General features: G+C 56.4%; 23 protein-coding genes and 1 pseudogene. 12 read left to right on the top strand and 12 right to left on the bottom strand.

Going from position 1 to position 21,669, the window contains the following annotated elements; genetic code table 11:
- Window positions 1-15 precede the first annotated feature (15 nt).
- The 3 genes from AB5975_10110 to AB5975_10100 all read left to right on the top strand — a co-directional run bounded on the left by AB5975_10110 (window position 16) and on the right by AB5975_10100 (window position 4,969).
- A complete protein-coding gene (locus AB5975_10110) occupies window positions 16-1,485 on the top strand; it encodes a TnsD family Tn7-like transposition protein (protein XDR22126.1) in 1,470 nt (489 codons plus the stop codon).
- Window positions 1,486-2,288: 803 nt separating this feature from the next.
- Window positions 2,289-3,835 (top strand): IS3 family transposase gene (locus AB5975_10105; GenBank protein ID XDR22125.1). Its coding sequence is split into 2 segments (ribosomal slippage): window positions 2,289-2,775 and window positions 2,775-3,835, totalling 1,548 coding nucleotides; the frame shifts between segments, so codons are not numbered across the junction.
- A 222-nt stretch (window positions 3,836-4,057) separates the two neighbouring features.
- Entirely contained in the window at window positions 4,058-4,969 is a 912-nt protein-coding gene (locus AB5975_10100; protein ID XDR22124.1) for a DUF4238 domain-containing protein, read from the top strand.
- 43 nt (window positions 4,970-5,012) lie between these two features.
- Here the strand turns inward: AB5975_10100 and AB5975_10095 are convergent, their stop codons facing one another.
- From AB5975_10095 to AB5975_10085, 3 genes and pseudogenes are all read right to left on the bottom strand, one after another.
- Window positions 5,013-5,342 carry a hypothetical protein gene (locus tag AB5975_10095; protein XDR22123.1) on the bottom strand — a complete coding sequence of 110 codons (330 nt, stop codon included), beginning with the start codon at window positions 5,340-5,342 and terminating at the stop codon, window positions 5,013-5,015.
- On the bottom strand, window positions 5,339-5,740 hold the full coding sequence (locus tag AB5975_10090) for a hypothetical protein (GenBank protein XDR22122.1): 402 nt from the start codon (window positions 5,738-5,740) through the stop codon (window positions 5,339-5,341). The genes AB5975_10095 and AB5975_10090 overlap by 4 nt, the downstream gene beginning before the upstream one ends.
- A 164-nt stretch (window positions 5,741-5,904) precedes the next feature.
- Window positions 5,905-6,089: pseudogene (locus tag AB5975_10085) on the bottom strand (IS5/IS1182 family transposase).
- 402 nt (window positions 6,090-6,491) lie between these two features.
- Between AB5975_10085 and AB5975_10080 the strand changes: the two are divergent.
- The 4 genes from AB5975_10080 (at window position 6,492) to AB5975_10065 (ending at window position 7,851) form a co-directional block, all read left to right on the top strand.
- A complete protein-coding gene (locus tag AB5975_10080; GenBank protein XDR22121.1) occupies window positions 6,492-6,665 on the top strand; it encodes a hypothetical protein in 174 nt (57 codons plus the stop codon).
- A 59-nt stretch (window positions 6,666-6,724) separates the two neighbouring features.
- Entirely contained in the window at window positions 6,725-7,048 is a 324-nt protein-coding gene (locus AB5975_10075; protein ID XDR22120.1) for an antitoxin Xre/MbcA/ParS toxin-binding domain-containing protein, read from the top strand.
- Between the two features lie 144 nt (window positions 7,049-7,192).
- The gene (locus tag AB5975_10070; GenBank protein XDR22119.1) at window positions 7,193-7,525 is read left to right on the top strand and encodes a DUF2790 domain-containing protein; all 333 of its coding nucleotides are present in this window, start codon (window positions 7,193-7,195) and stop codon (window positions 7,523-7,525) included.
- A 137-nt stretch (window positions 7,526-7,662) separates the two neighbouring features.
- Window positions 7,663-7,851: an AbrB/MazE/SpoVT family DNA-binding domain-containing protein gene (locus AB5975_10065; protein XDR22118.1), complete on the top strand. Its 189-nt coding sequence runs from the start codon at window positions 7,663-7,665 to the stop codon at window positions 7,849-7,851.
- Between the two features lie 105 nt (window positions 7,852-7,956).
- Here AB5975_10065 and AB5975_10060 read toward each other — a convergent pair whose 3' ends face one another.
- From AB5975_10060 to AB5975_10035, 6 genes are all read right to left on the bottom strand, one after another.
- Window positions 7,957-8,412 carry a DUF411 domain-containing protein gene (locus tag AB5975_10060; GenBank protein XDR22117.1) on the bottom strand — a complete coding sequence of 152 codons (456 nt, stop codon included), beginning with the start codon at window positions 8,410-8,412 and terminating at the stop codon, window positions 7,957-7,959.
- On the bottom strand, window positions 8,402-9,184 hold the full coding sequence (locus AB5975_10055; GenBank protein ID XDR22116.1) for a cytochrome c: 783 nt from the start codon (window positions 9,182-9,184) through the stop codon (window positions 8,402-8,404). The genes AB5975_10060 and AB5975_10055 overlap by 11 nt, the downstream gene beginning before the upstream one ends.
- A gap of 10 nt (window positions 9,185-9,194) precedes the next feature.
- Entirely contained in the window at window positions 9,195-10,310 is a 1,116-nt protein-coding gene (locus AB5975_10050; GenBank protein XDR22115.1) for a copper resistance protein B, read from the bottom strand.
- The gene (locus AB5975_10045) at window positions 10,300-10,623 is read right to left on the bottom strand and encodes a hypothetical protein (GenBank protein ID XDR22114.1); all 324 of its coding nucleotides are present in this window, start codon (window positions 10,621-10,623) and stop codon (window positions 10,300-10,302) included. The genes AB5975_10050 and AB5975_10045 overlap by 11 nt, the downstream gene beginning before the upstream one ends.
- 14 nt (window positions 10,624-10,637) lie before the next feature.
- The gene (locus AB5975_10040; GenBank protein XDR22113.1) at window positions 10,638-12,455 is read right to left on the bottom strand and encodes a copper resistance system multicopper oxidase; all 1,818 of its coding nucleotides are present in this window, start codon (window positions 12,453-12,455) and stop codon (window positions 10,638-10,640) included.
- A gap of 181 nt (window positions 12,456-12,636) precedes the next feature.
- A complete protein-coding gene (locus AB5975_10035; GenBank protein XDR22112.1) occupies window positions 12,637-12,843 on the bottom strand; it encodes a co-regulatory protein PtrA N-terminal domain-containing protein in 207 nt (68 codons plus the stop codon).
- Between the two features lie 165 nt (window positions 12,844-13,008).
- On the opposite strand from AB5975_10035, the gene AB5975_10030 reads away from it, so the two are divergent.
- The 5 genes from AB5975_10030 to AB5975_10010 all read left to right on the top strand — a co-directional run bounded on the left by AB5975_10030 (window position 13,009) and on the right by AB5975_10010 (window position 17,739).
- Entirely contained in the window at window positions 13,009-13,686 is a 678-nt protein-coding gene (locus AB5975_10030; GenBank protein ID XDR22111.1) for a heavy metal response regulator transcription factor, read from the top strand.
- Window positions 13,686-15,092 (top strand): heavy metal sensor histidine kinase, encoded by a 1,407-nt coding sequence (locus AB5975_10025; GenBank protein XDR22954.1) that lies wholly within the window; start codon window positions 13,686-13,688, stop codon window positions 15,090-15,092. The genes AB5975_10030 and AB5975_10025 overlap by 1 nt, the downstream gene beginning before the upstream one ends.
- Window positions 15,093-15,477: 385 nt before the next feature.
- Entirely contained in the window at window positions 15,478-15,810 is a 333-nt protein-coding gene (locus AB5975_10020) for a transposase (protein ID XDR22110.1), read from the top strand.
- Entirely contained in the window at window positions 15,807-16,142 is a 336-nt protein-coding gene (gene tnpB / locus AB5975_10015) for an IS66 family insertion sequence element accessory protein TnpB (protein ID XDR22109.1), read from the top strand. The genes AB5975_10020 and tnpB overlap by 4 nt, the downstream gene beginning before the upstream one ends.
- A 61-nt stretch (window positions 16,143-16,203) precedes the next feature.
- Window positions 16,204-17,739 carry an IS66 family transposase gene (locus AB5975_10010; GenBank protein ID XDR22108.1) on the top strand — a complete coding sequence of 512 codons (1,536 nt, stop codon included), beginning with the start codon at window positions 16,204-16,206 and terminating at the stop codon, window positions 17,737-17,739.
- Window positions 17,740-17,772: 33 nt separating this feature from the next.
- On the opposite strand, the gene AB5975_10005 is transcribed toward AB5975_10010, so the two are convergent.
- From AB5975_10005 to AB5975_09995, 3 genes are all read right to left on the bottom strand, one after another.
- Window positions 17,773-18,306, bottom strand: a complete 534-nt coding sequence (locus tag AB5975_10005) for an NUDIX hydrolase (GenBank protein XDR22107.1) — start codon at window positions 18,304-18,306, stop codon at window positions 17,773-17,775.
- A 92-nt stretch (window positions 18,307-18,398) separates the two neighbouring features.
- Window positions 18,399-19,250 carry a universal stress protein gene (locus tag AB5975_10000; protein ID XDR22106.1) on the bottom strand — a complete coding sequence of 284 codons (852 nt, stop codon included), beginning with the start codon at window positions 19,248-19,250 and terminating at the stop codon, window positions 18,399-18,401.
- A gap of 11 nt (window positions 19,251-19,261) precedes the next feature.
- Complete coding sequence (locus tag AB5975_09995; GenBank protein XDR22105.1) at window positions 19,262-20,749, bottom strand: SulP family inorganic anion transporter; 1,488 nt, start codon at window positions 20,747-20,749, stop codon at window positions 19,262-19,264.
- Between the last annotated feature and the right edge of the window lie 920 nt (window positions 20,750-21,669).

Raw genomic sequence — 21,669 nt, 5'->3', positions numbered from 1 at the left:
CGGGAGATCAGGTCAATGGATCGCTTGCATTGGTTTCCTCAGCCGTTCCCTGATGAGTCTCTCTACAGCCTGGCGGTCCGTTATCATAGGCTGTCGTCGAACGACAGCTATCGCCGGACAAGCCAGGAGTTGTTCGGCGCGTATTCCAGAACCTGTGGCTCTATCCTGCCGTGCTGCTTGGGTGCTCTGTCGCAACGGTTAGCATCAGCTTATTCGGTAGAGCATTTGATCGATCGCTTTACCCTTTTGCCTCTGTACGAACCTTTTTTGAATGACACGAAGAGCAAAGCCGCGCGTATCGCCATGACTGGTACCGACGGCACGGGCCTGAAAATGAGCCTGGGTCTCACAGCCTCAGGCTTCCTCAAGCACGCGTCGTTCAGGTACTGCGAGAGGTGTGTTGAAGAAGATATTCAAAACTGCGGCTCGGCCTACTGGCATCGTATTCACCAAGCAATGGGTACTTGCATCTGCCCGCTCCATGGAGAGGTGCTCTGCGGGACGATGTTTCCGGATGGAACTGACTGGCGTTGCATGCTGTTTCCGGCGGAGGCAGCGGGGTCGCCAGTGATGCGGGCTCCTGACTCTTCAGCTGCTGTGATAGGTGAAATGCAGTTTTGGGGACTTGAGCACCCAGCGGATGTACAAAATCTGCTGACCGGAAACTTCCTTCAGCATCGTCTGGATGAGATGGGGTTTCTTAAGGCTGGTCGGGTGAGGGAACAGGTATTAAGGAGCTTCCTGACGCCGCGTCTTCTCTGTAGCCCTCGCGCTAATGAGTTCCAGGAGCTCAGTTGCTCTTGGGACTGGGTGTTGGGCGTCGTGCGTCCACGCGGGGCGGTCGTACAGCCATTAAAATTCTACTTTCTTTGCTGGCTCCTTGAGGCAGACCTTGAGCACCTCAAATCCTTTCACCCGCGAGCTGATGCTCGCAGCGGTGAAGCGGCTAGGGGCAACGATACTAGGCCCCTCATAGAGGACGGCGAAATTGAGGCACGCCGCGAAGCTTTCTCGAGCAGCAAGAACGCGAAATGCCATGATAAGCCGGGCTATCAGTGGCTTTACCGCCATGATAAGGAGTGGTTAGCGCAGTATGTGTCTGCCCATCCTTTCATAAGGGTAAGGAGGGGGTTGGTCGATTGGCATGCGAGAGACGCAGCGCTTGCTCAAGATCTGCTAATCGCCAGGGACCAGATTCTGTCTACGCAGGGCAAACCGAAAAAGGTGACCCGCGCCGCGTTAAGCAGGAAGGTCGCTCGTAGCCATGATTTTTTGAGGGTACCTGATAAGTTCCCAATAAGTACTTTGTTGATGAAAGATATTCTCGAATCTGATCATGACCATCAAGTTCGTAAAATCAGATGGGCGGTGAGACATTATCTTCTATCTGAGCGAAGTGCTATAAGTGTTGTGTACCGGCTTGCTGGGATTCGGCTGTCTCATGTAACTGATGAGGAGGTACTAGGTATTCTATCTACTGTATGATATTTGCGTTTGATGAAGTCAGACCGAATAAGTTCATTAACTTCGTTTTGCAACTGAGTGCACGCGGCACTGTTTGTTAGCAAGTCTAGGTATCTGGCAGCGGTGCGACAGCCTAGGAAGGCTTGAATTACGAAGTTGTAATCAGTCGCCCCCTTTGAATAGGGATTTATAGTTTTTGTGCCGAGCTCACGCACTATAATTTCAGACACGTATCCATAATTGCCGTATATTTCATCGAAATAATTTTTGTATAAGCTTTTGGTCACTATCCATTCAGCGTTGTGCGTTTTAGCTGGAGGGCCTTTGTAGTTCAGAAGTTCTGCGATAAATATTGAATACAGATGGTTCGGTGATTTCCATTGACGTGTCGGGTTTTTGTATTTTTGACTGCATATTCCTAGTTGGGTTATTTTATGCTTATTAATGGGGGTTGAACATGCGGGGCAGATAGTTATGAGGTCAGAACCATGGATGCTACAAACCTTAACATAAGACTGTACATGGCTTCGATGTACGTACGCTGTGCCGTGATTCTCAAAGTCCTCGAATGCGCATTCGGGGCAAATTTTTTTCCAATAAGCGGGGGTTACTATTGTTTGGTTTGTAGGTCGGCCTAGCGCTGCGGTGAGAGGGTACAGGGTGTGGTTGTGCAAAACCTCTTCCGTGATTTTTCGTTCAGTAAATAAGGAGGGAAATTTAAAAATTGCGTACCCCCTAATTTCCGCTTTTCCCCGCCGCGTCAGGATAGTTGTCGTGTGAGTTGATTCGATGAGTCTTGGTCGGTGGGCGGAAGTGAGAGCCGTGTGGCGCGTTATTCGATAGAGCATCGGGAGTGGGTGGTGCGGCAGATGATGCCGCCCTTGAACCGGACGGTGCCGGAGCTGGTGGAAGCGACAGGCATTACTGATGCCACCCTGTATGCTTGGCGCAAACAGGCCAGAGCAGCGGGAGCAGTGGTGCCGGCAGATGGACAGCAGGCCGACCAGTGGTCGAGCCAGGACAAGTTTCGGGTGGTGCTGGAAAGCGCCAGCCTCAATGCGGCTGAGCTGGCGGAGTACTGCCGGCGCAAAGGCCTGTATGTCGAGCAGATCAACGCCTGGCGCGAAGCCTGCGAGCAGGCCAACAGCCTGGCTCAGCCGAGCAAGACCCGGCGCGAACGCGAAGAGGAAAAGGCCGCGAAGAAGCGCATCAAGCAGCTGGAGCGTGAACTGCGGCGCAAGGATGCGGCGCTGGCAGAAACCGCAGCTCTGCTGGTGTTGCGAAAAAAAGCCGAGGCGCTCTGGGGGAAGGACGAGGACGAATGATCAGCGCCCCGGATCGCCGTGAAACGCTGCAGTTGATCGAGGGCGCCGTGGCGGCGGGAGCGCGGCGGGCGCAGGCCTGCGCCGAACTGGGCCTGTCGCTGCGCAGCCTGCAGCGCTGGCAGCACTGCCCGGAGGATCGGCGTCCTTCGGCACAGCGAGCTGAGCCGGCCAACAAGCTGACCCCGCAAGAGCGCTGCCGCGTGCTGGAGGTCGCCAACCAGCCCGAGTTTGCCAGCCTGCCGCCGCAGCAGATCGTGGCGCGGCTGGCCGATCAGGGCACCTGGCTGGCCTCGGAGTCGACCTTTTACCGGTTGCTGAAGGACGCCGAACAGCAGCATCCGCGCGGCCGTAGCCGCCCACCGGTGAAACGAGCGCTGACGACCCATGTGGCCGACGGCCCGAACCAGCTGTGGTGCTGGGACATCACCTGGCTGCCGACCACGGTCAAGGGCCGTTACTTCTACTGGTACATGATCAAGGACGTCTACAGCCGGAAGCTGGTGGCCAACGAGGTGCATGAAAGTGAAAGCGCCGAGCAGGCCGCCCAGCTGCTACGCCAGGCCTGCCTACGTGAACAGCGGGCAGGCCAGCCGCTGGTACTGCACTCGGACAACGGCAGCGCGATGAAGGGCTCGACCATGCTGGCGGCCATGCAGAACCTGGGTGTGATGCCCTCGTTCAGCCGCCCGCGGGTGAGCAATGACAACGCCTATGCCGAGGCCTTGTTCCGCACGGCGAAGTACTGCCCGCTGTGGCCGGAGCGGCCCTTCGACACGCTGGAGCAGGCCAGGAACTGGGTGAACAGCTTCGTGGCCTGGTACAACCATGAACATCGCCACAGCGCCCTGAAGTTCGTGACCCCGGCGCAGCGACATACTGGCCAGGCAGAAGAGTTGCTGCGCAAGCGTATCGAGCTGTACGAGGCGGCGCGTGCACGGCACCCGGAGCGCTGGAGCGGCAACATCAGGAACTGGGTGCTGGCACCAATCGTGTGCCTGAACCCGGAGCGGGAAGCGGTACTGCAGCAAACATCAAAGGCAGCGTGACACGCTCACGCGACAACTACCTTGAAAATCGCCGTTTCCCCCAATTCCTTTGCGTCCGTAACCTGTTCTTGGTATCGGTCTTATCCGGAAATCCTCATGTGGCAGGGTTCGGATACCGAGCATCTCGTTTCCCCGCTGCAGTGCCGACGCCACATATTCTCCAGGTAATGGTGTGAAAATCTTCATTGCTATAGCATCCTCATTTTTGGAGAGAACCACTGCATGCCGAATCCCCCTCGCAATCACCATTTCGTTCCACAACACTTTCTCAAGGCTTGGCAATACGCTCCTGGGAGAGTCTTCCGCTACCGCCGACTGCCTTCGAATGGTGCGCTGGAAATCAAGCCGGTTGCTATAAAACATACTGCTTCGATTGAGGACTTGTACCGTATCGACTTTCCCGATGGGGGATTTGAGGTCGAATCCAGCCATATTACCCCGATGATTGATGAAGCGGGCCATAAGATCATCGAAAAGGCACGTAGCAGTAGAGTTCAGGGTTGGAACCATCTGGACCGCCGACAACTGGCGAACACCCTGACGTTTCTGGAGGCTCGCCATCCCGACATTCTAAAAGCCATGGATATCCGCTCGGAACTCGATCTTATTAGGCAAAATATGAAGGATGAGCAGATCTCATCACATACTTCGATCAATGAAGTGGTTGACTATTTTAAATCAAGCAAGTCCCTCGGTGCGATGTCGTTAGTCCTATTCGCCCAGAACGAGATTTCGCCGTTTATTGACGAGGCATTTTCAGATGGACTCTTGAAGGCAACCATGCGGGAGTACAATTGGGAACAACCGGGCTTGCTCGCATCTGATTACCCCGCATCTCGCTGGGGAGACTATTTGAGGGACCTGTTGTTCATCATCGCCATCTCGCCAGGTAAAGCTTTAGTATTCTCCAATAACCCCAACGTTGTCGTCTATGATCATCTCAAGCCGCACGTACGTGCTCGGCTGATCAATCTGTATTCCTTGGCGAAGGCGCGCACGGCTTATTACTTCGACGAGACTCAGGGCGAGTTTGTCAGCGCTCATCTCGGCTGGGCTCTAAACCGCTCCACTCTTTCAAAGCAGCGCGACTACGTCAAAGATTTTTTACTCGCCGAGAATGCTTGGGACCTCTAGCATTTTTCCAGATGGCAAATTGCCTTCAATTGACCAGTGAGCCTCATTGAGGCTGACCATGAGGAGCCGGTTCCAGCAAATCTATAGCAGGCCGGTAGCGATACTCTTGCGGCGAAAAGCGTCCCTGGGGGCCAAAAAACAGCCTGGCTGTGAACTTTTCCAAGTAGGTCACCGCTTCCTCTGATGCGTGCTGTACGAAATAGGCCCGCTGCGCTGCGGGCAGTGTGGCGCGGTGAATCAGACAGGCCTTCACCATTTCTGCCAGCACAGAACCGCGAACGTCGTAACGCGCATCTACGGTGTGCAGGACAGTGCAATAACAGGACTGGTATGCCGATTGATGATCGACCTGCCATTGGGTATCCCGATTCATCCCTGGCTCCCCGCCTGCCAGGAGGCTAGGAACTGCAGCACTCGTTCAACTTGAACCTGACTGACCAGTTGCTCCGCGGTCTGCTGTTCGAAGGTCGGTAACGGCTCGAGTCGAAACCAAGTGATCGCCCGTTCGACGGCGACTCCGCTCTCGTCTAGGGCCAAGATCACCCGCAAGACATCCGCGATAAAGCGTTGCGTCGCTTCGGCGTCGGATGCGCTGGTAGCATCTGGTTTGCTGTGACGATAGGCAGCGATCTGACCGGCAAACTCGGTAGGGCTGAGGCCAAAGATCTCGGCATAGCGCTCGACCGAATAAGGCGCCCCGCTCGTAGGACACAGGTAGTCGATCAGTTCGGCGGCCGACAGTACCGCTGTCTGGAGTGTCCCCTGGTTCATGGCGCATTCCTCCTGCCACGTTTCGCTCACAGCATGCCCCCAAACCTGCGAGAAGCAAAGCTCCCGTTCGCTAGCCCAGGCCATTTATGACCTCATTTTCCAAGGAGTCCCCAAAGCTATTTTCCGGAGCTGGTCGGAACCAAGCTCATCCCAATGCTGACGGAAAGATGGTTGAGATAGCCATAGATGTTGATCTTCAGCAGTGCAGCAGGGTACGCAGGGCGTCCAGTTTCGGTGAGAACCACACCACTGAAGCCCAACGGGTGAGATCAAGCTCATCGTCGAGCACATCGATTACTCGAACCTAGTTAGTATCTGCGACATAATCATCCAGGCTCTCAGGCCGCAACGTGCATTAATCTCGATGCTTGCCTTGGAGGAATGGCCTCATGGACTACTCCGCTATGACTGCCGACGGCAGAATAACATTAGCACTGGTCAAGGTTTTACACAGCCTGGGCCGGTAGAAGACGCTGGCGAGAGGCAGCTAGCAGCATGCGGCACTAGTTTTCTACGCTTGGTTTTCCGATCAACCGAGAGTGCTTTGGTTGGACCATTGGCGTCTAAAAGGCTAATAATCGCTCTGCAATTTAAGCAACAGCCTTTTCGGCCAAAAAGCCAAAACCAGGCCGTGAGTGGGTCCGGGCAACTGACAGGATCTGCCTGTATTTCGCTGTCCACAGGGCCCTTTTGTGGAGTGTTTAGCAAACCGATACTATCGTCGCATTACTTTCACGCCTAGGACCCTTTTATGCATATGAGCTTCGGAGCTGGCGACCTTAACGAATACCTTGCTGACCTGTCGGGTTATAAAGTTGGTTTGGCTTTAACCCTGGAAGAACTCTACGACCATCTCAGTGGTGAAGAAGGATACGCAGATCTCGCGCGAGAATCTGAGCAGGGCGGAACCACCCCGACGGGTTGAGCCAGCTGGAGCTCCTGAGTCTAGTCCAAACAGGATTCTTTTTCAGCGACGTGAAGTGCATGGTCGAGTCATCGAGCCTGTTCAAGGCTCGTAACCTCGTCGGGCGAATCACAGGAAGATCGACCAGAAGCATTCACCGTCTGAGCCATCCCGCTCAGGCCCATCGTCTGGATGCCCAGCAGAGCGCGGTGGCGTTCCAGTATGCGAAAGGACTGGAGCTTGCATCGAAGGTATTTGGCTCTCAGATGCTCGCGGAGCAGTGGCTTTGTCGGCCGTGCGGCCGTTTGTTGGGGTTTGTACCCTTCGAGATGCTCGACACGTCGCTCGGGTTCAGCGTCGTAGCGGACTATCTTGAGCGTATACGCTTGGGTGTCTACCAGTAGCTTGCCTGAGGGCGAGGTTGGTATGCGGCGAGGAGGCAACGCTACCTCTTTTACATGCGGGACTTACAACCTTGTAATTCCCGTATCACTCAATTGACAGCGATCAACCCCTAATCTTCAGTCACGTTTATTGGAGTGATTGAAATGAAAGTCATCAAAAGTATCACCGCTATCCTGGCCCTAGTGGCTTCGTCAGCCGTACTCGCCGAAGGAGGATCCGACCGTCTGCATGGAAAGATGATTCAGGCCAATGAGCAAGCTATGCGAGCTTATGCCGCTGCCAAGGGAAAGAACCCACCGGAGGTGATCCACTATCGCTACGGGATGCGGCTCGACGTGGCGAAGGTGATCAGCATGACGTCGACCAAGGCGAGCTGTGACGTGATGCCGGCACAGATGAATTACGAGGATTCCAACGGAGACGTGAAAATCCTTGAATACCGGACCGCTGGAGTCGGTTGCCGGGGCCAGAACTGAGCACTGAGCGAGTGGACAGGACTTACTCTGATAAAACGCCGGGTTGAAGCGTCAATTCCGGCAATAGATCGCCTGGTTACCGGCTTTCATGACTGGTGGAGTACGATGAGGACTGGTAGCTCAGGCAGGAGAGTCCAATGACTCAATCAGCGCGCACCACGGTAAAGTGCCTAGATCCCGGCGACGGCTCCGGCGATGTGATTGTGGAATTACCCGATGACATTTTGCGCGAGCTCGGGGTCACGACGGGCGACAGACTCTCCATCGAGCTCATCAACGGCGATATCGTACTCAAGCCAGTCCGCGAGCGCCGTGAATCTGACTAGCTACCCTTTGTAGCCCCTCTCTGTCGTCCTGTTGAGCTGATGAAGCTTTCTAGCGGGGGAATAAGGGACGGCAGTCAGCCTACCGCCGTCCTCCTGGTAGGTGCGTTATTTGGCTGGATAGTTGGCGACTACTTGGTCCTCGCCGCTTTTGATTAAACCAATGACTTGGTAGGCATGGCTTACGCCATCAACCTCCATGCCTGGGGACCCAGCTGGCATTCCTGGTACGGCGATCCCGACTAGATCGTTCCGCCCCCTGAGTTCTCGAATCTGCTCAGCTGGCACGTGACCTTCAACAAACTTTCCGTCGATCACAGCTGTGTGGCAGGACGCTAACCGTGGCGATACGCCCAGCTTCTGTTTCACTGCGCTCATGTCCGTCTCAACATGGTCGGTCACTTTGAAACCATTGGCTTCCAGGTGCGCGATCCACTTCTTGCAGCAACCGCAGTTCGCGTCTCGGTGAACGTCGATGGACAATGGCTCGGCAGCATAGGCCGCCGAGGTCACCAGAAGCCCAGCGATAGCGGCTAGCCGAACGAATATCCGGTTAGTTGGCATGAGTGTGCTCCTTACCGTCTTTGTGAACATGCGTCTTTGGCGACGATGTCGGGTGGGCATCCGAATGGGCCTCGGCCGCATTGTGGTCACCGTGATGATCTGCCGCTTGAGCGGAGCCTGCGGGTGCAGCTCCATGGTCGTGAGCTGCCTGGGCATGATCGTCGTCTGCCGCTTCATCGTGATCACCATGCTCGGCACGACCGCTCCCGCCGTGCTGGCCCTCATGGTTGTGCATATCGCTTTCACCGCCGCCGTGCTGGTGGCCGCCGCTCGTGGCCACCAAGGCCTTGTACTGCTCGGCATTCATCTGGGGCAGTTGATCCAGGAACGCGACGATTCCCCAGATGTACTCATCGCCCATGCTCTTGCCCCAGGCGGGCATGCCCGTGGCTTTGATACCGTGCTTGATTGTCCAGAATGCGGCGGCTGGATCGCCTCCGACACCCACCTTGGTGAGGTCGGGTGGCGACGGGTATAGCGCTTGGCTTAGCTCAGTCTTCCCAACGCCAGGGGCAAGGTGACAGCCTATACACATGGCGTTGTAGTTGCCCGCCCCCGCTTTGATCAACGCGGCTTCCTTCAGATCAGGGACTTCGATGTCTCGCGCTCGAACCTCAATAGACCGATCACGAGCCATGGCGAGAAAGGAATGGACTGCCGGGAAGTGAGGATCATCAGCGCCGACATTCACCAGACCGAAATAGGCTGTGCCCAATACCGCAGCACTTCCGACAGCACCGGCCCCAAGCAGCGTTGTAATTGTTTTTTTCATGTTGGAATTCTCAGAACCACATCCGGATACCGGCAACGAAGCGTGCCTCATCAACATCTCCACCCTCGTCTCGGATGAAGTCAGCGGTGTTGCCGTAGGAGCGGCTCCAGGTAACGCCTATGTATGGAGCAAACTGGCGGACAATTTCATACCGTAGGCGCAGCCCGACTTCGGTATTGGCAAGGCCCGAGCCAACGCCGCGCTCAGGATCGTTCTTGCCATAGAAATTGACCTCGGCCGTGGGCTGCAAAATCAAGCGATTGGTCAGCAGGATGTCGTATTCGCCCTCAAGACGCGCAGCAGTCTGACCGTTCTCGCCTATAAACGCCGTGGCTTCGGCCTCGAAGTCATACAGAGCCATGCCCTGAATACCAAAGGCTGCCCAGGTCTGTGGGGATTCCGGTTTGAAATCCTGGCGGACCCCGGCGACCACATCCCACCAAGGGCTGACCGAGCGCCCGTACAGGAGTTGCAGCTCAGCATCTTCGGTTACCCCATTGGTGCGCTCGCCTTCCGAACGAACCCAGAGGCGATTAATGTCGCCGCCTATCCAGCCTGATGCGTCCCAGGCCAGGGTGCTGCCCTCATCGGCGTCCTGGTATTCGAGCTGGTCCAACAGGAAGAAGCTGTTGATTCCGCTGTCGTGCACTTGGTGGCCACCCAGGGGCGGAAAGGCCGACTCGCGATCCGCATCAGTGAGCACTGGAATCGGCGTGCGGCTCGTCGTGGTCGGAGAAGTCGCTGAGCTATGGTTCATCTGGGAATGGTCCATGCCCTTCATAGAGCCGTGATCCATGCCCTGCATGTTTCCATGGTTCATTTTGCTGTGGTCCATCTTGTTGTGGTCCACCGGGCTGGATTTACTCTTGCTTTGAGCATGCCCCATCTGGCTGTGATCAACAGGGGCAGGCTTTTTCTGCTGTTTGCCCATCCCCATCTTGCTGTGATCCATCGCCGGCATCGATTCGGATGGAGCAGCATCCATTTGCATGGAGCCGTGCCCCATTTTCGAATGATCCATGCCCGAGTGATCCATTTCTTCAGCAGCGAAGCTGGGCGTTACGCCCAGCATGCTGATCGAAACGGTCAGAGCCAGCAGCGAAGGCCGCCCGAGGCTATTGGCCATCTTTCCCTGCCTTAGCTTTGTCGCTGCCATGCGATTTCATCATTTTGTCGTGGTCCATGCCTTCCATCGAGCCATGGTCCATTCCCTTCATCGAGCCGTGGTCCATACCTTCCATGGAACCATGGTCCATGCCTTCATGGTTCATCCCCTGGCCCTGCTTGTCCTGCGAGCCTTTGGCTTTGCCGGCCTCTGTGGTTTTCTGGGAATGCTGATCATGATTGTCGCTGGACCACGACGACGGGGCATAAACAGCCAGAATGCCTACCATCGCAGCAGAAAGGAAAAAGGCGCTTCGTTTCATTGGTTTGCTCATCTCAAATCTCCAGTTCATTCGTCCACACGTACTTCTCGGAACATGCCCATTTCCATGTGGAACAGTAGGTGACAGTGATAGGCCCAACGTCCCAAGGCATCTGCGGTGACGCGATAGCTTCGTTTTGAGCCAGGTGGCATGTCGATGGTGTGCTTGCGAACCATGAAGTTGCCGTTCTCGTCCTCCAGATCACTCCACATACCGTGGAGGTGGATGGGGTGAGTCATCATGGTGTCGTTGACCAAGGTGATGCGAAGACGCTCGCCATATTTCAACCGCAGCGGTTCAGCGTCGGAGAATTTGATACCGTCGAACGACCACGCGAACTTCTCCATGTGGCCGGTAAGGTGCAGTTCGATTGTCCGTCCAGGCTCTCGACCATCGGGATCGATGAAGGTGCTCCGCAGATCGGCGTACGTCAGCACTCGACGCCCGTTGTTGCGTAGGCCAATTCCCGGATCGTTCAGCTTTGGCGTTGGCGACATAGTCTGCATATCGACCAGTGGGTTGTTGGTCTCGGAAGCCGGATGGCTTTGCATTGCGCCGCTCATGCCGGCCATGCCTTCATTGCCCATCCCAGTCATCTTGCTGTGGTCCATACCGGCCATGCTGCCGTGGTCCATTCCAGCCATCTTGCTGTGATCCATGCCGGCCATGCTGCCCTGGTCCATGCCAGCCATGCTGCCATGATCCATTCCGCCCATGCTGCCGTGGTCCATGCCCATATCGCTCATGGCGATGATCGGGCGTGGATCTACCGCCGGTACGGGCGCTTGCAAGCCTTCGCGAACTGCCAGGGTGCCTCGGGAATACCCGGTACGGTCCATGGATTGCGCGAAAATCGTATAGGCCTGTTCGTTTTCAGGCTCGACGATGACATCGTAGGTTTCAGCAACGGCGATCCGGAACTCATCGACCGATACGGGTTTGACGTACTGGCCGTCGGCAGCCACAACCGTCATCTTGAGCCCAGGAATCCGGACATCGAAATAGGTCATGGCCGAGCCGTTGATGAATCGCAGGCGGATCTTCTCGCCGGGCTTGAAGATACCCGTCCAGTTGCCGTTCGGAGCTTGGCCGTTCATGAGGTAGGTGTAGGTATACCCGCTCACATCTGCGAGGTCGGTGGGGCTCATCTTCATTTCAGCCCACATCTTCCGATCCGCTACAGCGGCCGACCAGCCTTTCTCGCTCACGTCGTCAACGAAGTCGCTGACCGTGCGCTTGTGGAAGTTGTAATAGTCGGACTGCTTCTTGAGTTTGGAGAGCACCCGCGCCGGGTCCTCATCCGTCCAATCGCTGAGCATGACGACGTAATCGCGGTCATATACAAACGGCTCGGGATCCTTAGCATCGATCACCAGTGCGCCATAGACCCCAGACTGCTCTTGGAGGCCTGAGTGGCTGTGATACCAGTAAGTGCCGTTCTGGTGGACCTTGAACTTGTATTCGTACATGCCATCGGGAGCGATGCCGTGAAAGCTCAAGCCCGGCACACCGTCCATATTGGCGGGCAGGATTATGCCGTGCCAGTGAATGGAGGTGTCCTGTTTCAACCGGTTGCGTACACGCAGCGTCACGGTGTCGCCTTCGCGCCATCGCAGGATCGGCCCAGGCACGGAGCCGTTGATGGCCATGGCCGTACGAGCTGCCCCCGTAATGTTGACGGGCAGTTCACCGATATACAGGTCGAATTCATTGCCGCTGAGCACGTTCGGTTGGCCAGGGCTGGTCACAGCCCAGACCGGCGCGCGCCACATGCCGAGCCCACCCAGAAGTCCGGTAGCGGCCAGGCCTTTGACGAATGATCGTCTCGTGGTTTTGCTTTGCATGCCGTTGCGTCCAGTCAGGTAGATCGCTGATATCCAGGCTGCTCGATGGCGCAGCCCTTGGGTTCGTTGGAGCTCTCACCAGTCTCGTAGACTTTCGCTACTGCGCGAGGCTGATGAGAGGCCGTAGTCTGAAACTGCCATAGTTCAGATTCCGGAGTGATTACATTTCTGTAAGCTCGGATCAGCAGCTCTCGTGGCCGACATGCTTGCTGGACTGTGCGGCGACCGGCGGCTGCTCTTTCTCCTGCTGCGCAACCTGATAGGCCTGCATGGAGTTTTGGCGAGCCGCTTCCATCCGCGCAAAGGTCCGGTCCGCGCCGCCCTCTGCCAGGGCGATGCCTGCCATGCCGAAGGTAACGACCACCACAATTGCTTTGACCATGTTCATCTGGAGATCCTCAGTGGGTTCTGCGCCTCATGGCGTCAGGTACAGAGTCAAATTAGCCTCGCGGTGCTGTCAGAAAACTGATCGCGACATTACTTTTCCGTCAGCTTCTGGTTGGGCGTCTTTTTTCCTGCAAACTGGAGATGCACTCCGCGTGGATGAGAGCAGATGAAATTACTCGTAGCCGAAGATGAGCCGAAAACCGGTGTCTACCTCCAGCAAGGCCTAACAGAGGCTGGCTTCACTGTAGACCGGGTGATGACAGGCACTGACGCCCTGCAACAGGCGCAGAGCGAAGCGTATGACTTGCTGATCTTGGACGTAATGATGCCGGGGCTCGATGGCTGGGAGGTCCTGCGCAAGATCCGGGCAGCGGGGAAAGACGTGCCGGTCCTCTTTCTCACGGCCCGTGATGGCGTAGATGATCGCGTTAAAGGCTTGGAGCTGGGTGCTGATGACTACCTTGTGAAGCCCTTTGCGTTCTCTGAGCTGTTGGCTCGGGTCCGCACACTGCTGCGCAGAGGCAACGGTGGTTCTGCTCAAACCACCATGAAGATGGCGGACCTTGAGGTTGACCTGCTCAAGCGCCGGGCTACGCGAAACGGCAAGCGGATCGACCTTACTGCCAAGGAGTTTGCCCTTTTGGAGCTGCTCATGCGCCGACGCGGGGAGGTGCTCCCCAAGTCGCTGATCGCTTCTCAGGTCTGGGACATGAACTTCGACAGTGACACCAACGTGATCGAGGTCGCGATTCGCCGACTGCGGGCCAAGATTGATGACGACTTCGCGCCAAAGCTCATCCATACCGCCCGAGGCATGGGCTACATGATGGATGTGGCAGAGTGATGCGCCCGCAATCATCGCTCGTCAAGCGACTGACCCTGATGTTCATGTTCGCGGTGACTGCTGTCTTGGTCGTTGCCGGCGTGGCTTTCTACGGGCTCAGCCAGCACCATTTCCGGATGCTGGATGAGCAGGCGCTCTCCGAAAAGCTGGAGTCAACGCGTCATATTCTGTCCATTTCAGCAGCGCGAGGCGAGCTCGGCGATCAGGAGCAGCAGCTGCGGGCATTGCTCGGCGCACATCAGGATCTTTCGGCGAAAATCACCAAGGCTGACGGAACGACCCTTTTTTCAGACTCCAAAGCCTCCCAAATTCCTCAGCGGTTCGAGCAGGCGCGCCAGGGTGCGGTCTGGGAGTGGCAGGATGAATCGCAGAACTTCCGCGGTATCACCGCCCAGTTGGCCATCGCGGGCGAGCCGGAACCTGTGACGGCGGTGCTGATGCTCGATGTCACCACTCATGCCCATTTCTTCCACACCTTGCAGTGGTGGTTCGGGATCGGCTTGGTGATCAGTGCAGTGGTGAGTGCAGGCTTGGGCTGGGTCGTGGCCAAAAGCGGGCTTCGGCCTGTCGGGCAAATCACCAAAGTGGCGACCGCGATGTCAGCAAGATCGCTCCGCGAGCGCATTCCCCTGAAGCCCGTACCGATTGAGCTTCAGGAGCTCATCCTGTCTTTCAACGGGATGCTGGGACGATTGGAGGATGCATTCGTTCGGTTGTCCAACTTTTCTGCCGATATCGCTCACGAGTTGAGAACGCCGGTCAGCAACCTACTGACCCATACTGAAGTGGTGCTCACCAAGAAGCGTGACCTGGATGCATATGAGGAAAACCTCTATTCGAACCTGGAAGACCTCAAGCGCATGTCGCGCATGATTGACGACATGCTTTTCCTCGCCAAGGCGGACAACGGTCTGATCGTGCCCGAGCAGATCGATGTGGACCTCTCCGAACTCGTATACAAGCTGTTCGAGTACTACCAGTTCCTGGCTGAGGACCGGGGCATTCAGCTGACCCTCCAAGGTCGTGGCAAGGTTCGTGGCGATCGCCTGATGATTGACCGAGCGCTTTCCAACATTTTATCGAACGCGTTGCGCTACACCCCGGAAGGCAACGAGATATCAGTGCAGATCGAGCAAACACGTGAAACCGTGACGCTATCCGTACGTAACAGCGGAGTAACCATCGATCCTCAGCACATTGGCAAGATCTTCCACCGGTTCTATCGGGCCGATCCAGCCAGACGCGAAGGCGGGCCAAGCAATGCAGGCCTAGGCCTGTCGATAACACGCTCCATCATCGAGGCTCACAGCGGACGAATTTGGTGTACTTCAGCGGAGGGTGTCACAACCTTCTTCATCAGTCTCCCAGCCTCCATGCGGTTGGTTGGTGCAGCCCCAACCCCTTAATGGTGAGTTCATCCCGGTAACCTATACTCGCCCATCCTGATTCTTATCGTGGCGCTTCCGCTTAACGGGATGGCGGGCATCGATTCGGCGACTGAACCTTGCCCAATGCAGACCATGGGCATGGAAATGATGGCGGGCATGGACCATGCCTGCTGCCAGGACCAAGACCTGGGAAAGACTGGTGACCATACCAATCCTGCAAGGTAGGCCAGGAGTGCAGGACTGCCAGCACAGTGCAGCCCAGCTTCCTAACGCCTGGACTGACTATGCCAAGCCACGACCGTAACCGTCCGGCCAACTCACCTTCCTGACCCCGACGCCAAAGGCGATGGTGTCCACCTAATTTAAGTGGACACCATTTCTAGCCTTTTAAGCGGGTCTTTCCATGCAGTCACAACGCCGTTCCTATTCAAAATCCTTCAAGGCCCAAGTTGTCCAAGAGTGCGCCCAGCCCGGCGCATCGATTGCCAGCGTCGCGCAGAAGCACAGCCTTAACGCGAACCTCGTACATAAATGGATTAGGGTACTCACGAACAAAACTATGGCGCTGCAACCTGCTTTCATTCCAGTGCCCTTGCCGCTAGCCGGAGGACATTCGCAGGCAGCTTCATCAAGTATCTGCATTGAAATCCAGCACCCGCGTGGCACCGTCAAAGTGAACTGGCCGACCGAAAGCGCTGTCGCCTGTGCCACCTTTCTGCGAGACCTGTTGGAATGATTCGGATCGATGCCATCTGGCTTGCCACCGAGCCTATGGACATGCGCGCCGGTACCGAGACCGCGCTGGCCAGGGTGATCGCGGTGTTCGGTGTGGCGAAGCCGCACTGCGCATACCTCTTCGCTAATCGCCGTGCCAACCGAATGAAAGTCTTGGTGCATGACGGTGTGGGCATTTGGCTGGCAGCGCGACGATTGAACCAAGGCAAGTTTCATTGGCCCGGCATCCGTCACGGATCGGAAGTCGAACTCGATAACGAGCAACTTCAAGCCTTGGTACTGGGTTTGCCGTGGCAGCGGGTCGGCGCAGGCAGCGCGATCACAGTGCTTTAGCCCCTGCCATTAGCCCATCGGTTTATCGCTGTTGACGACCTGCTCTGACACAATCAGCGGCATGACTTCCTCGCCCAATCTCGACCAGATGACACCGGAACAGCTGCGCGGCTTGGCCGAACAGGCTATGCAGTTGCTGTCCCAGGTCGACTCCATGAGCCAGAAAATCCAACGCCTCGAAACGGTCAACGAGCAACTGGCTCATGAAATCGCCATCCTCAAGCGACACAAGTTCGCCAAGCGCAGCGAGCAACTGAGCCCCGACCAAGGCAGTCTGCTTGATGATCTGCTCGATACCGATATCGCAGCTATCGAAGCCGAGCTGAAGGCAGCCAATCCGCCGGCCGCACCGGCCGAGCCACGTCATAAGCCCAAGCGTGCACCACTGCCGCCGCAGTTTCCGCGAACCGTGATCCGTCACGAACCAGAGAATACTCAGTGCGTGTGCGGCTGCCAGCTTCAGCGAATCGGCGAAGACGTCAGCGAGAAGCTCGATTACACTCCGGGCGTGTTCACAGTTGAGCGGCATGTGCGTGGAAAATGGACGTGCCGTCAGTGTGAAACACTGATCCAGGCGCCTGTACCGGCCCAAGTGATCGACAAGGGCATCCCGACCGCAGGCCTTTTGGCCCACGTGATGGTGGCGAAGTTCGCCGACCATTTACCGCTGTACCGGCAGGAGAAGATTTTTGGTCGGGCCGGACTGCCCATCGCCCGTTCGACACTGGCGCAATGGATCGGACAGACCGGTGTGCAGCTCCAGCCTCTGGTCGATGCGCTGCGTGAGCATGTGTTGGCCCAGGGCGTGATCCACGCCGATGAGACCCCGGTTCAGATGCTCGCACCAGGCGAAAAGAAAACCCACCGCGCTTACGTGTGGGCCTATAGCACCACGCCTTTCTCGGCCCTAAAGGCCGTGGTCTACGACTTCAGCCCCAGCCGTGCCGGCGAACATGCGCGTAACTTCCTGGGCACGTGGAACGGTAAGCTGGTCTGCGATGACTTCGCCGGCTACAAGGCCAGCTTCGAGCTGGGCATCACCGAAATCGGCTGCATGGCCCATGCACGCCGCAAATTCTTCGACCTGCATGCAGCCAATAAAAGCCAGTTGGCGGAGCAGGCGCTTCACTCGATTGGCGGGTTGTATGAAGTCGAGCGACACGCCAAGGAAATGAGCGACGAAGCCCGCTGGCGATTACGTCAGGAAACAGCGGTGCCCATCGCTGAAAAACTGCATGAGTGGATGTTGGCCCAACGCGAACTTGTGCCCGAGGGTTCGGCCACGGCCAAGGCCCTGGATTACAGCCTTAAACGCTGGGTAGCGCTGACGCGCTACCTGGAAGATGGTGCTGTGCCCATCGACAATAACCAGATCGAGAATTTGATCCGGCCGTGGGCGCTTGGGCGCTCGAACTGGTTATTTGCCGGGTCGCTGCGCAGTGGAAAAAGGGCGGCGGCAATCATGAGCCTGATCCAGTCGGCGCGTATGAATGGGCACGATCCGTATGCCTATCTCAAGGATGTACTGATGCGGCTTCCGACACAGCGGGCGAGCGAAATCACGCAATTACTCCCGCAGCATTGGATGCTTGCCTGAGGCAGGCTAAGTGGACTTCGCCAAATAGTCAGCTCAAAGGCTGATTGGCATCAACAATTCGGAAGCGACTTTTCTCAGCATGTAGGTTTCGCGCAGAATTGACTGCCCCATCGAAGACTCGTGACGCTGCATGACGGCTTCATTGTGTGCGATGGCTTCATGCAGGTTGATCCAGACAGGCCGCATACCATTAGCGATTTCGTGGCTTTCCATTCTCACCGGCTCTAGCTGGGGCGCTACTTCGCATTGATAAAAATGCGAGGTCATGTGCATCAGATCGTACTGTGGCTTTTGGTAGGGCCGGTACTCCTCGATGTAACCGTAGTGCTGGAGCACCTGTATTTCACGAGCACCAGTCTCTTCCTCAAGCTCACGCTTCAGGCCTGCGACAATGTCCTCGTCACCATCAAGGCCGCCTCCAGGAAAGCTGAAATCGTTATAGCGCTCGGTGAACAGCAACAGGATCTGTTCACCCCGCATCACGATGCCGCGAGCTGCATGTCGACGGAATACTCTGCCCTGCTTGGATTTCAGCTCGGGGTGAACAATTTCAGTTATGAGTTGCATGTGGTCTCGTAGCGGCAAGATCAGTTAGTCATCGTCCAGGGTGGCCACGGTATTTCCTCAGTTCTGGAAATACTGTGGCCAGTGGAACTGGCTCAGCGAAGCAGCAATAAGGGTACAGTGGATGTACGCAGCATCGTCGTGGTCGTGCTGCCTATCAGAAAGTGCCTGATGCGTGAGTGCCCGTACGCCCCCATGACCAAGAGGTCAATGCCGTGCTCTGCCTGATACGCATGCAGTGTGGACTCTACTTCGCCTGGGCGGATCTCGGAATGCACCAGCGAGCCGGAAGACGCAAGCGTGGTTCGTGCCTTCTCCAGCGCGTTCTGGTTGTCTTCAGAATCCGTTCCAACCATGACGATATGAATTGGCAGGCCTTCGCACAGCGGGCTTGAAGCAAGCATCTGTAAGGTCTTGTGGCCTGTTGCGCTGCCGTCAAATGCCACCATGACCGTTTCAGGTTTCCTGAAATGGCTGGTTGTAATCAGGGTGGGGCGGTGGATAGTTCGGACTATCGCTTCAATCTGGCTGCCAAGACTTTGGGCACTGCGCGTGCTGTCCTCACCGACTCTTCCAATCACCAGTAACCGAATATCGTCTTGGAGATCGCTCAGGCTCTCGACGAGATGGCCATGGCGCTGCTTCATATCAGGTGACATGGCGCCAGAGTGAACTGTTCGCTCGCGAGCTTTTTCAAGCATGTGCTGCCCATGCTCCAACGCCAGTTTTGCCCGCTGCGCATCCAGCATGGCCAACTCTTCCAGCAGATGTTCTCTGCTACCGAGACCGATATTGCCGCTGAGGTCAGCGGATGCAGGATATTTCTCCTTATCCAGCACATGAAGCAAGGTCAGGGGAGCGCTGAGTCGTTGCGAGGCCCATGCTGCGTAATCGCAGACCGCCAATGAGGATTGTGAGTTATCAATGCATGCCATTACGCGGGTCATTGTCGTTCTCCTTAGTGGCTCATGAGCTTGTCGATGGCACCGGGTTTGTCATGCACGCCGAAGCGGTCAACGATTGTCGCGCTGGCTTCATTGAGACCGAGCACTTCAACCTCAGCGCCTTCGCGTCGGAACTTGATCACGACCTTATCCAGCGCTGCGACGGCGGTGATATCCCAGAAATGCGCCTGTGTGAGATCGATGGTGACCTTGTTGAGCGCCTCCTTGAAGTCAAAAACCTCAGTGAACTTGTCCGCAGAGCTAAAGAACACCTGGCCCACGACGCGGTAAGTCCGATGCGATTTCGTCTCTTCAAGAGTGCTCTTGATATCCAGGTAGTGCCCGACCTTGTTTGCGAAGAACAGGGAGGCCAGCAGCACACCTACCAGTACGCCGTAAGCCAGATTGTGAGTGGCCACGACGACCACGACGGTCGCCACCATGACGAGGTTGGTCGACAGCGGATGCTCTTTCAGATTACGCAAGGAATCCCAGCTAAAGGTGCCGATGGACACCATGATCATCACAGCCACGAGTGCCGCCATAGGGATTTTGGAGAGCCACTCGCCAAGAAATACCACCATCAGCAGCAGGAAAACGCCGGCACACAATGTCGAGAGACGGGTGCGGCCACCAGATTTCACGTTGATGATCGACTGGCCGATCATGGCGCAACCTGCCATGCCGCCAAGCATGCCGGCAGCGATGTTGGCCACACCCTGGCCTTTGCACTCGCGGTTTTTGTTGCTGGTGGTGTCGGTAAGGTCGTCGACGATGGTCGCGGTCATCATTGATTCGAGTAGACCCACTACTGCCAACGCAGCCGAGTACGGGAAAATGATGCGCAGGGTTTCAAAATTCAGCGGAACTTCAGGCCAGAGGAAGATCGGGAGCGTATCAGGCAGTTGGCCCATGTCACCGACGGTGCGGATATCCAAACCGAGGTAAATGGCGATGGCAGTCAGCGTCAGAATGCACACCAATGGAGAGGGAATCACCTTGCCGATTTTCGGTACATACGGGAACAGGTAGATGATTCCCAGGCCCGCAGCGGTCATGGCATAGACATGCCAGGTGACATTGGTCAGCTCAGGCAATTGCGCCATAAAAATCAGAATCGCTAATGCGTTTACGAAGCCGGTGACTACCGAGCGTGAAACAAAGCGCATCAACGAGCCGAGCTTCAGGTAGCCGGCAAGGATTTGAAGTACGCCACATAGTAGCGTCGCGGCCAGCAGGTACTGGAGTCCATGCTCTTTTACCAGCGTAACCATCAGCAGTGCCATGGCGCCTGTCGCCGCCGAGATCATTCCGGGGCGCCCGCCGACAAAGGCGATGACAGCACAGATACAGAAGGAGGCGTAGAGACCGACTTTGGGATCTACCCCGGCGATGATGGAAAAGGCGATGGCTTCCGGGATCAGCGCGAGTGCGACCACCAGCCCCGCGAGCACGTCGGCACGGACGTTGGAAAACCACGTTTGTCTAAGTTTTTGCAGCATATAAATATCCAAGGCAAAGCATCGCGCACGCCAAGGGAGTGGCGAGCGAATCGATACAAATTCAAATTTTGAGGATTTTTTGCTGTGTGCTTAAGGTGTAAAACCAGGCGTACAGCAGTGAGCACCCGCGAGCGAGGCTAGCGGAAGCAGGTTGTTGCGAGGGGGCGTAGCGCTAAGGCGGCGTAGGCTGCCAGTAGATCGTTTGGAGTACAGTCATGCTGATGTTCCTGTAGCTCAAGGGGTATGCGGAGCCGAAGTATACAATGAAGCCATCGTCGATTGCGACCCGCTGGCAGGCTCTGCATGACCTACGTCAGATACAGGCTTATTCAATGGGTATACCTGCGGGCAAGGCTTTGTTTTCCACCCGTTCTTGTCCGAGCTGGTCTGTGTGCTGAGGGGTGGAGTTGGCCAGACGGTTACCCACGACCTGCCGATACCTATGCTGTAGGCATAGCGACAGGTTCTCCCCCCCATCCATGGCGTCCTCCCCGCGTCTGACTCCCTCTTAATTTCACACCATCGTTCTGCGTAGCAGCGGGGCGATGGCACGCGGCTGGGCGCTGATCTGTCGAGGAATCATTTTCATGACTCCATAACGTTTTCAGGGACGGATCCAAGCTGAGCCTGCACAGCTGAAGGGCTTGAACGTAGGAGACAAGGTGAAATTTGGGTTCCGTATGGGGGAAGCGTCGCGAAATCGTGAGCATTCAGAAGCAGTGATTTTCCAGCCTTAAATGATCGGGCAGGCCTTCGCACCGAGATGCTGACCACTGTCAGCAATGCGCACAGGCCTGTATGACCTGCGCAGATTCCTGCGAAGCAATGACTGCGTAAGCGAATTTCGCCAAACCTCCGCCTGCTTTCCATGCGCCTGATAAAAGATTTGGGTACGTCGATAACCGGCGTGCCTAGGGAGA

It is taken from the genome of Pseudomonas putida (genome assembly GCA_041071465.1).
GTDB lineage: Bacteria > Pseudomonadota > Gammaproteobacteria > Pseudomonadales > Pseudomonadaceae > Aquipseudomonas > Aquipseudomonas putida_P.
This window is presented reverse-complemented; position numbering and strand designations above follow the sequence as displayed.

Coding starts and splice junctions, on each gene's coding strand:
- AB5975_10110 (XDR22126.1), top strand. CDS start 16: ATGGATCGCTTGCATTGGTTTCCTCAGCCGTTCCCTGATGAGTCTCTC.
- AB5975_10100 (XDR22124.1), top strand. CDS start 4,058: ATGCCGAATCCCCCTCGCAATCACCATTTCGTTCCACAACACTTTCTC.
- AB5975_10095 (XDR22123.1), bottom strand. CDS start 5,342: ATGAATCGGGATACCCAATGGCAGGTCGATCATCAATCGGCATACCAG.
- AB5975_10090 (XDR22122.1), bottom strand. CDS start 5,740: ATGAACCAGGGGACACTCCAGACAGCGGTACTGTCGGCCGCCGAACTG.
- AB5975_10080 (XDR22121.1), top strand. CDS start 6,492: ATGCATATGAGCTTCGGAGCTGGCGACCTTAACGAATACCTTGCTGAC.
- AB5975_10075 (XDR22120.1), top strand. CDS start 6,725: ATGGTCGAGTCATCGAGCCTGTTCAAGGCTCGTAACCTCGTCGGGCGA.
- AB5975_10070 (XDR22119.1), top strand. CDS start 7,193: ATGAAAGTCATCAAAAGTATCACCGCTATCCTGGCCCTAGTGGCTTCG.
- AB5975_10065 (XDR22118.1), top strand. CDS start 7,663: ATGACTCAATCAGCGCGCACCACGGTAAAGTGCCTAGATCCCGGCGAC.
- AB5975_10060 (XDR22117.1), bottom strand. CDS start 8,412: ATGCCAACTAACCGGATATTCGTTCGGCTAGCCGCTATCGCTGGGCTT.
- AB5975_10055 (XDR22116.1), bottom strand. CDS start 9,184: ATGAAAAAAACAATTACAACGCTGCTTGGGGCCGGTGCTGTCGGAAGT.
- AB5975_10050 (XDR22115.1), bottom strand. CDS start 10,310: ATGGCCAATAGCCTCGGGCGGCCTTCGCTGCTGGCTCTGACCGTTTCG.
- AB5975_10045 (XDR22114.1), bottom strand. CDS start 10,623: ATGAGCAAACCAATGAAACGAAGCGCCTTTTTCCTTTCTGCTGCGATG.
- AB5975_10040 (XDR22113.1), bottom strand. CDS start 12,455: ATGCAAAGCAAAACCACGAGACGATCATTCGTCAAAGGCCTGGCCGCT.
- AB5975_10035 (XDR22112.1), bottom strand. CDS start 12,843: ATGAACATGGTCAAAGCAATTGTGGTGGTCGTTACCTTCGGCATGGCA.
- AB5975_10030 (XDR22111.1), top strand. CDS start 13,009: ATGAAATTACTCGTAGCCGAAGATGAGCCGAAAACCGGTGTCTACCTC.
- AB5975_10025 (XDR22954.1), top strand. CDS start 13,686: ATGCGCCCGCAATCATCGCTCGTCAAGCGACTGACCCTGATGTTCATG.
- AB5975_10020 (XDR22110.1), top strand. CDS start 15,478: ATGCAGTCACAACGCCGTTCCTATTCAAAATCCTTCAAGGCCCAAGTT.
- tnpB (XDR22109.1), top strand. CDS start 15,807: ATGATTCGGATCGATGCCATCTGGCTTGCCACCGAGCCTATGGACATG.
- AB5975_10010 (XDR22108.1), top strand. CDS start 16,204: ATGACTTCCTCGCCCAATCTCGACCAGATGACACCGGAACAGCTGCGC.
- AB5975_10005 (XDR22107.1), bottom strand. CDS start 18,306: ATGCAACTCATAACTGAAATTGTTCACCCCGAGCTGAAATCCAAGCAG.
- AB5975_10000 (XDR22106.1), bottom strand. CDS start 19,250: ATGACCCGCGTAATGGCATGCATTGATAACTCACAATCCTCATTGGCG.
- AB5975_09995 (XDR22105.1), bottom strand. CDS start 20,749: ATGCTGCAAAAACTTAGACAAACGTGGTTTTCCAACGTCCGTGCCGAC.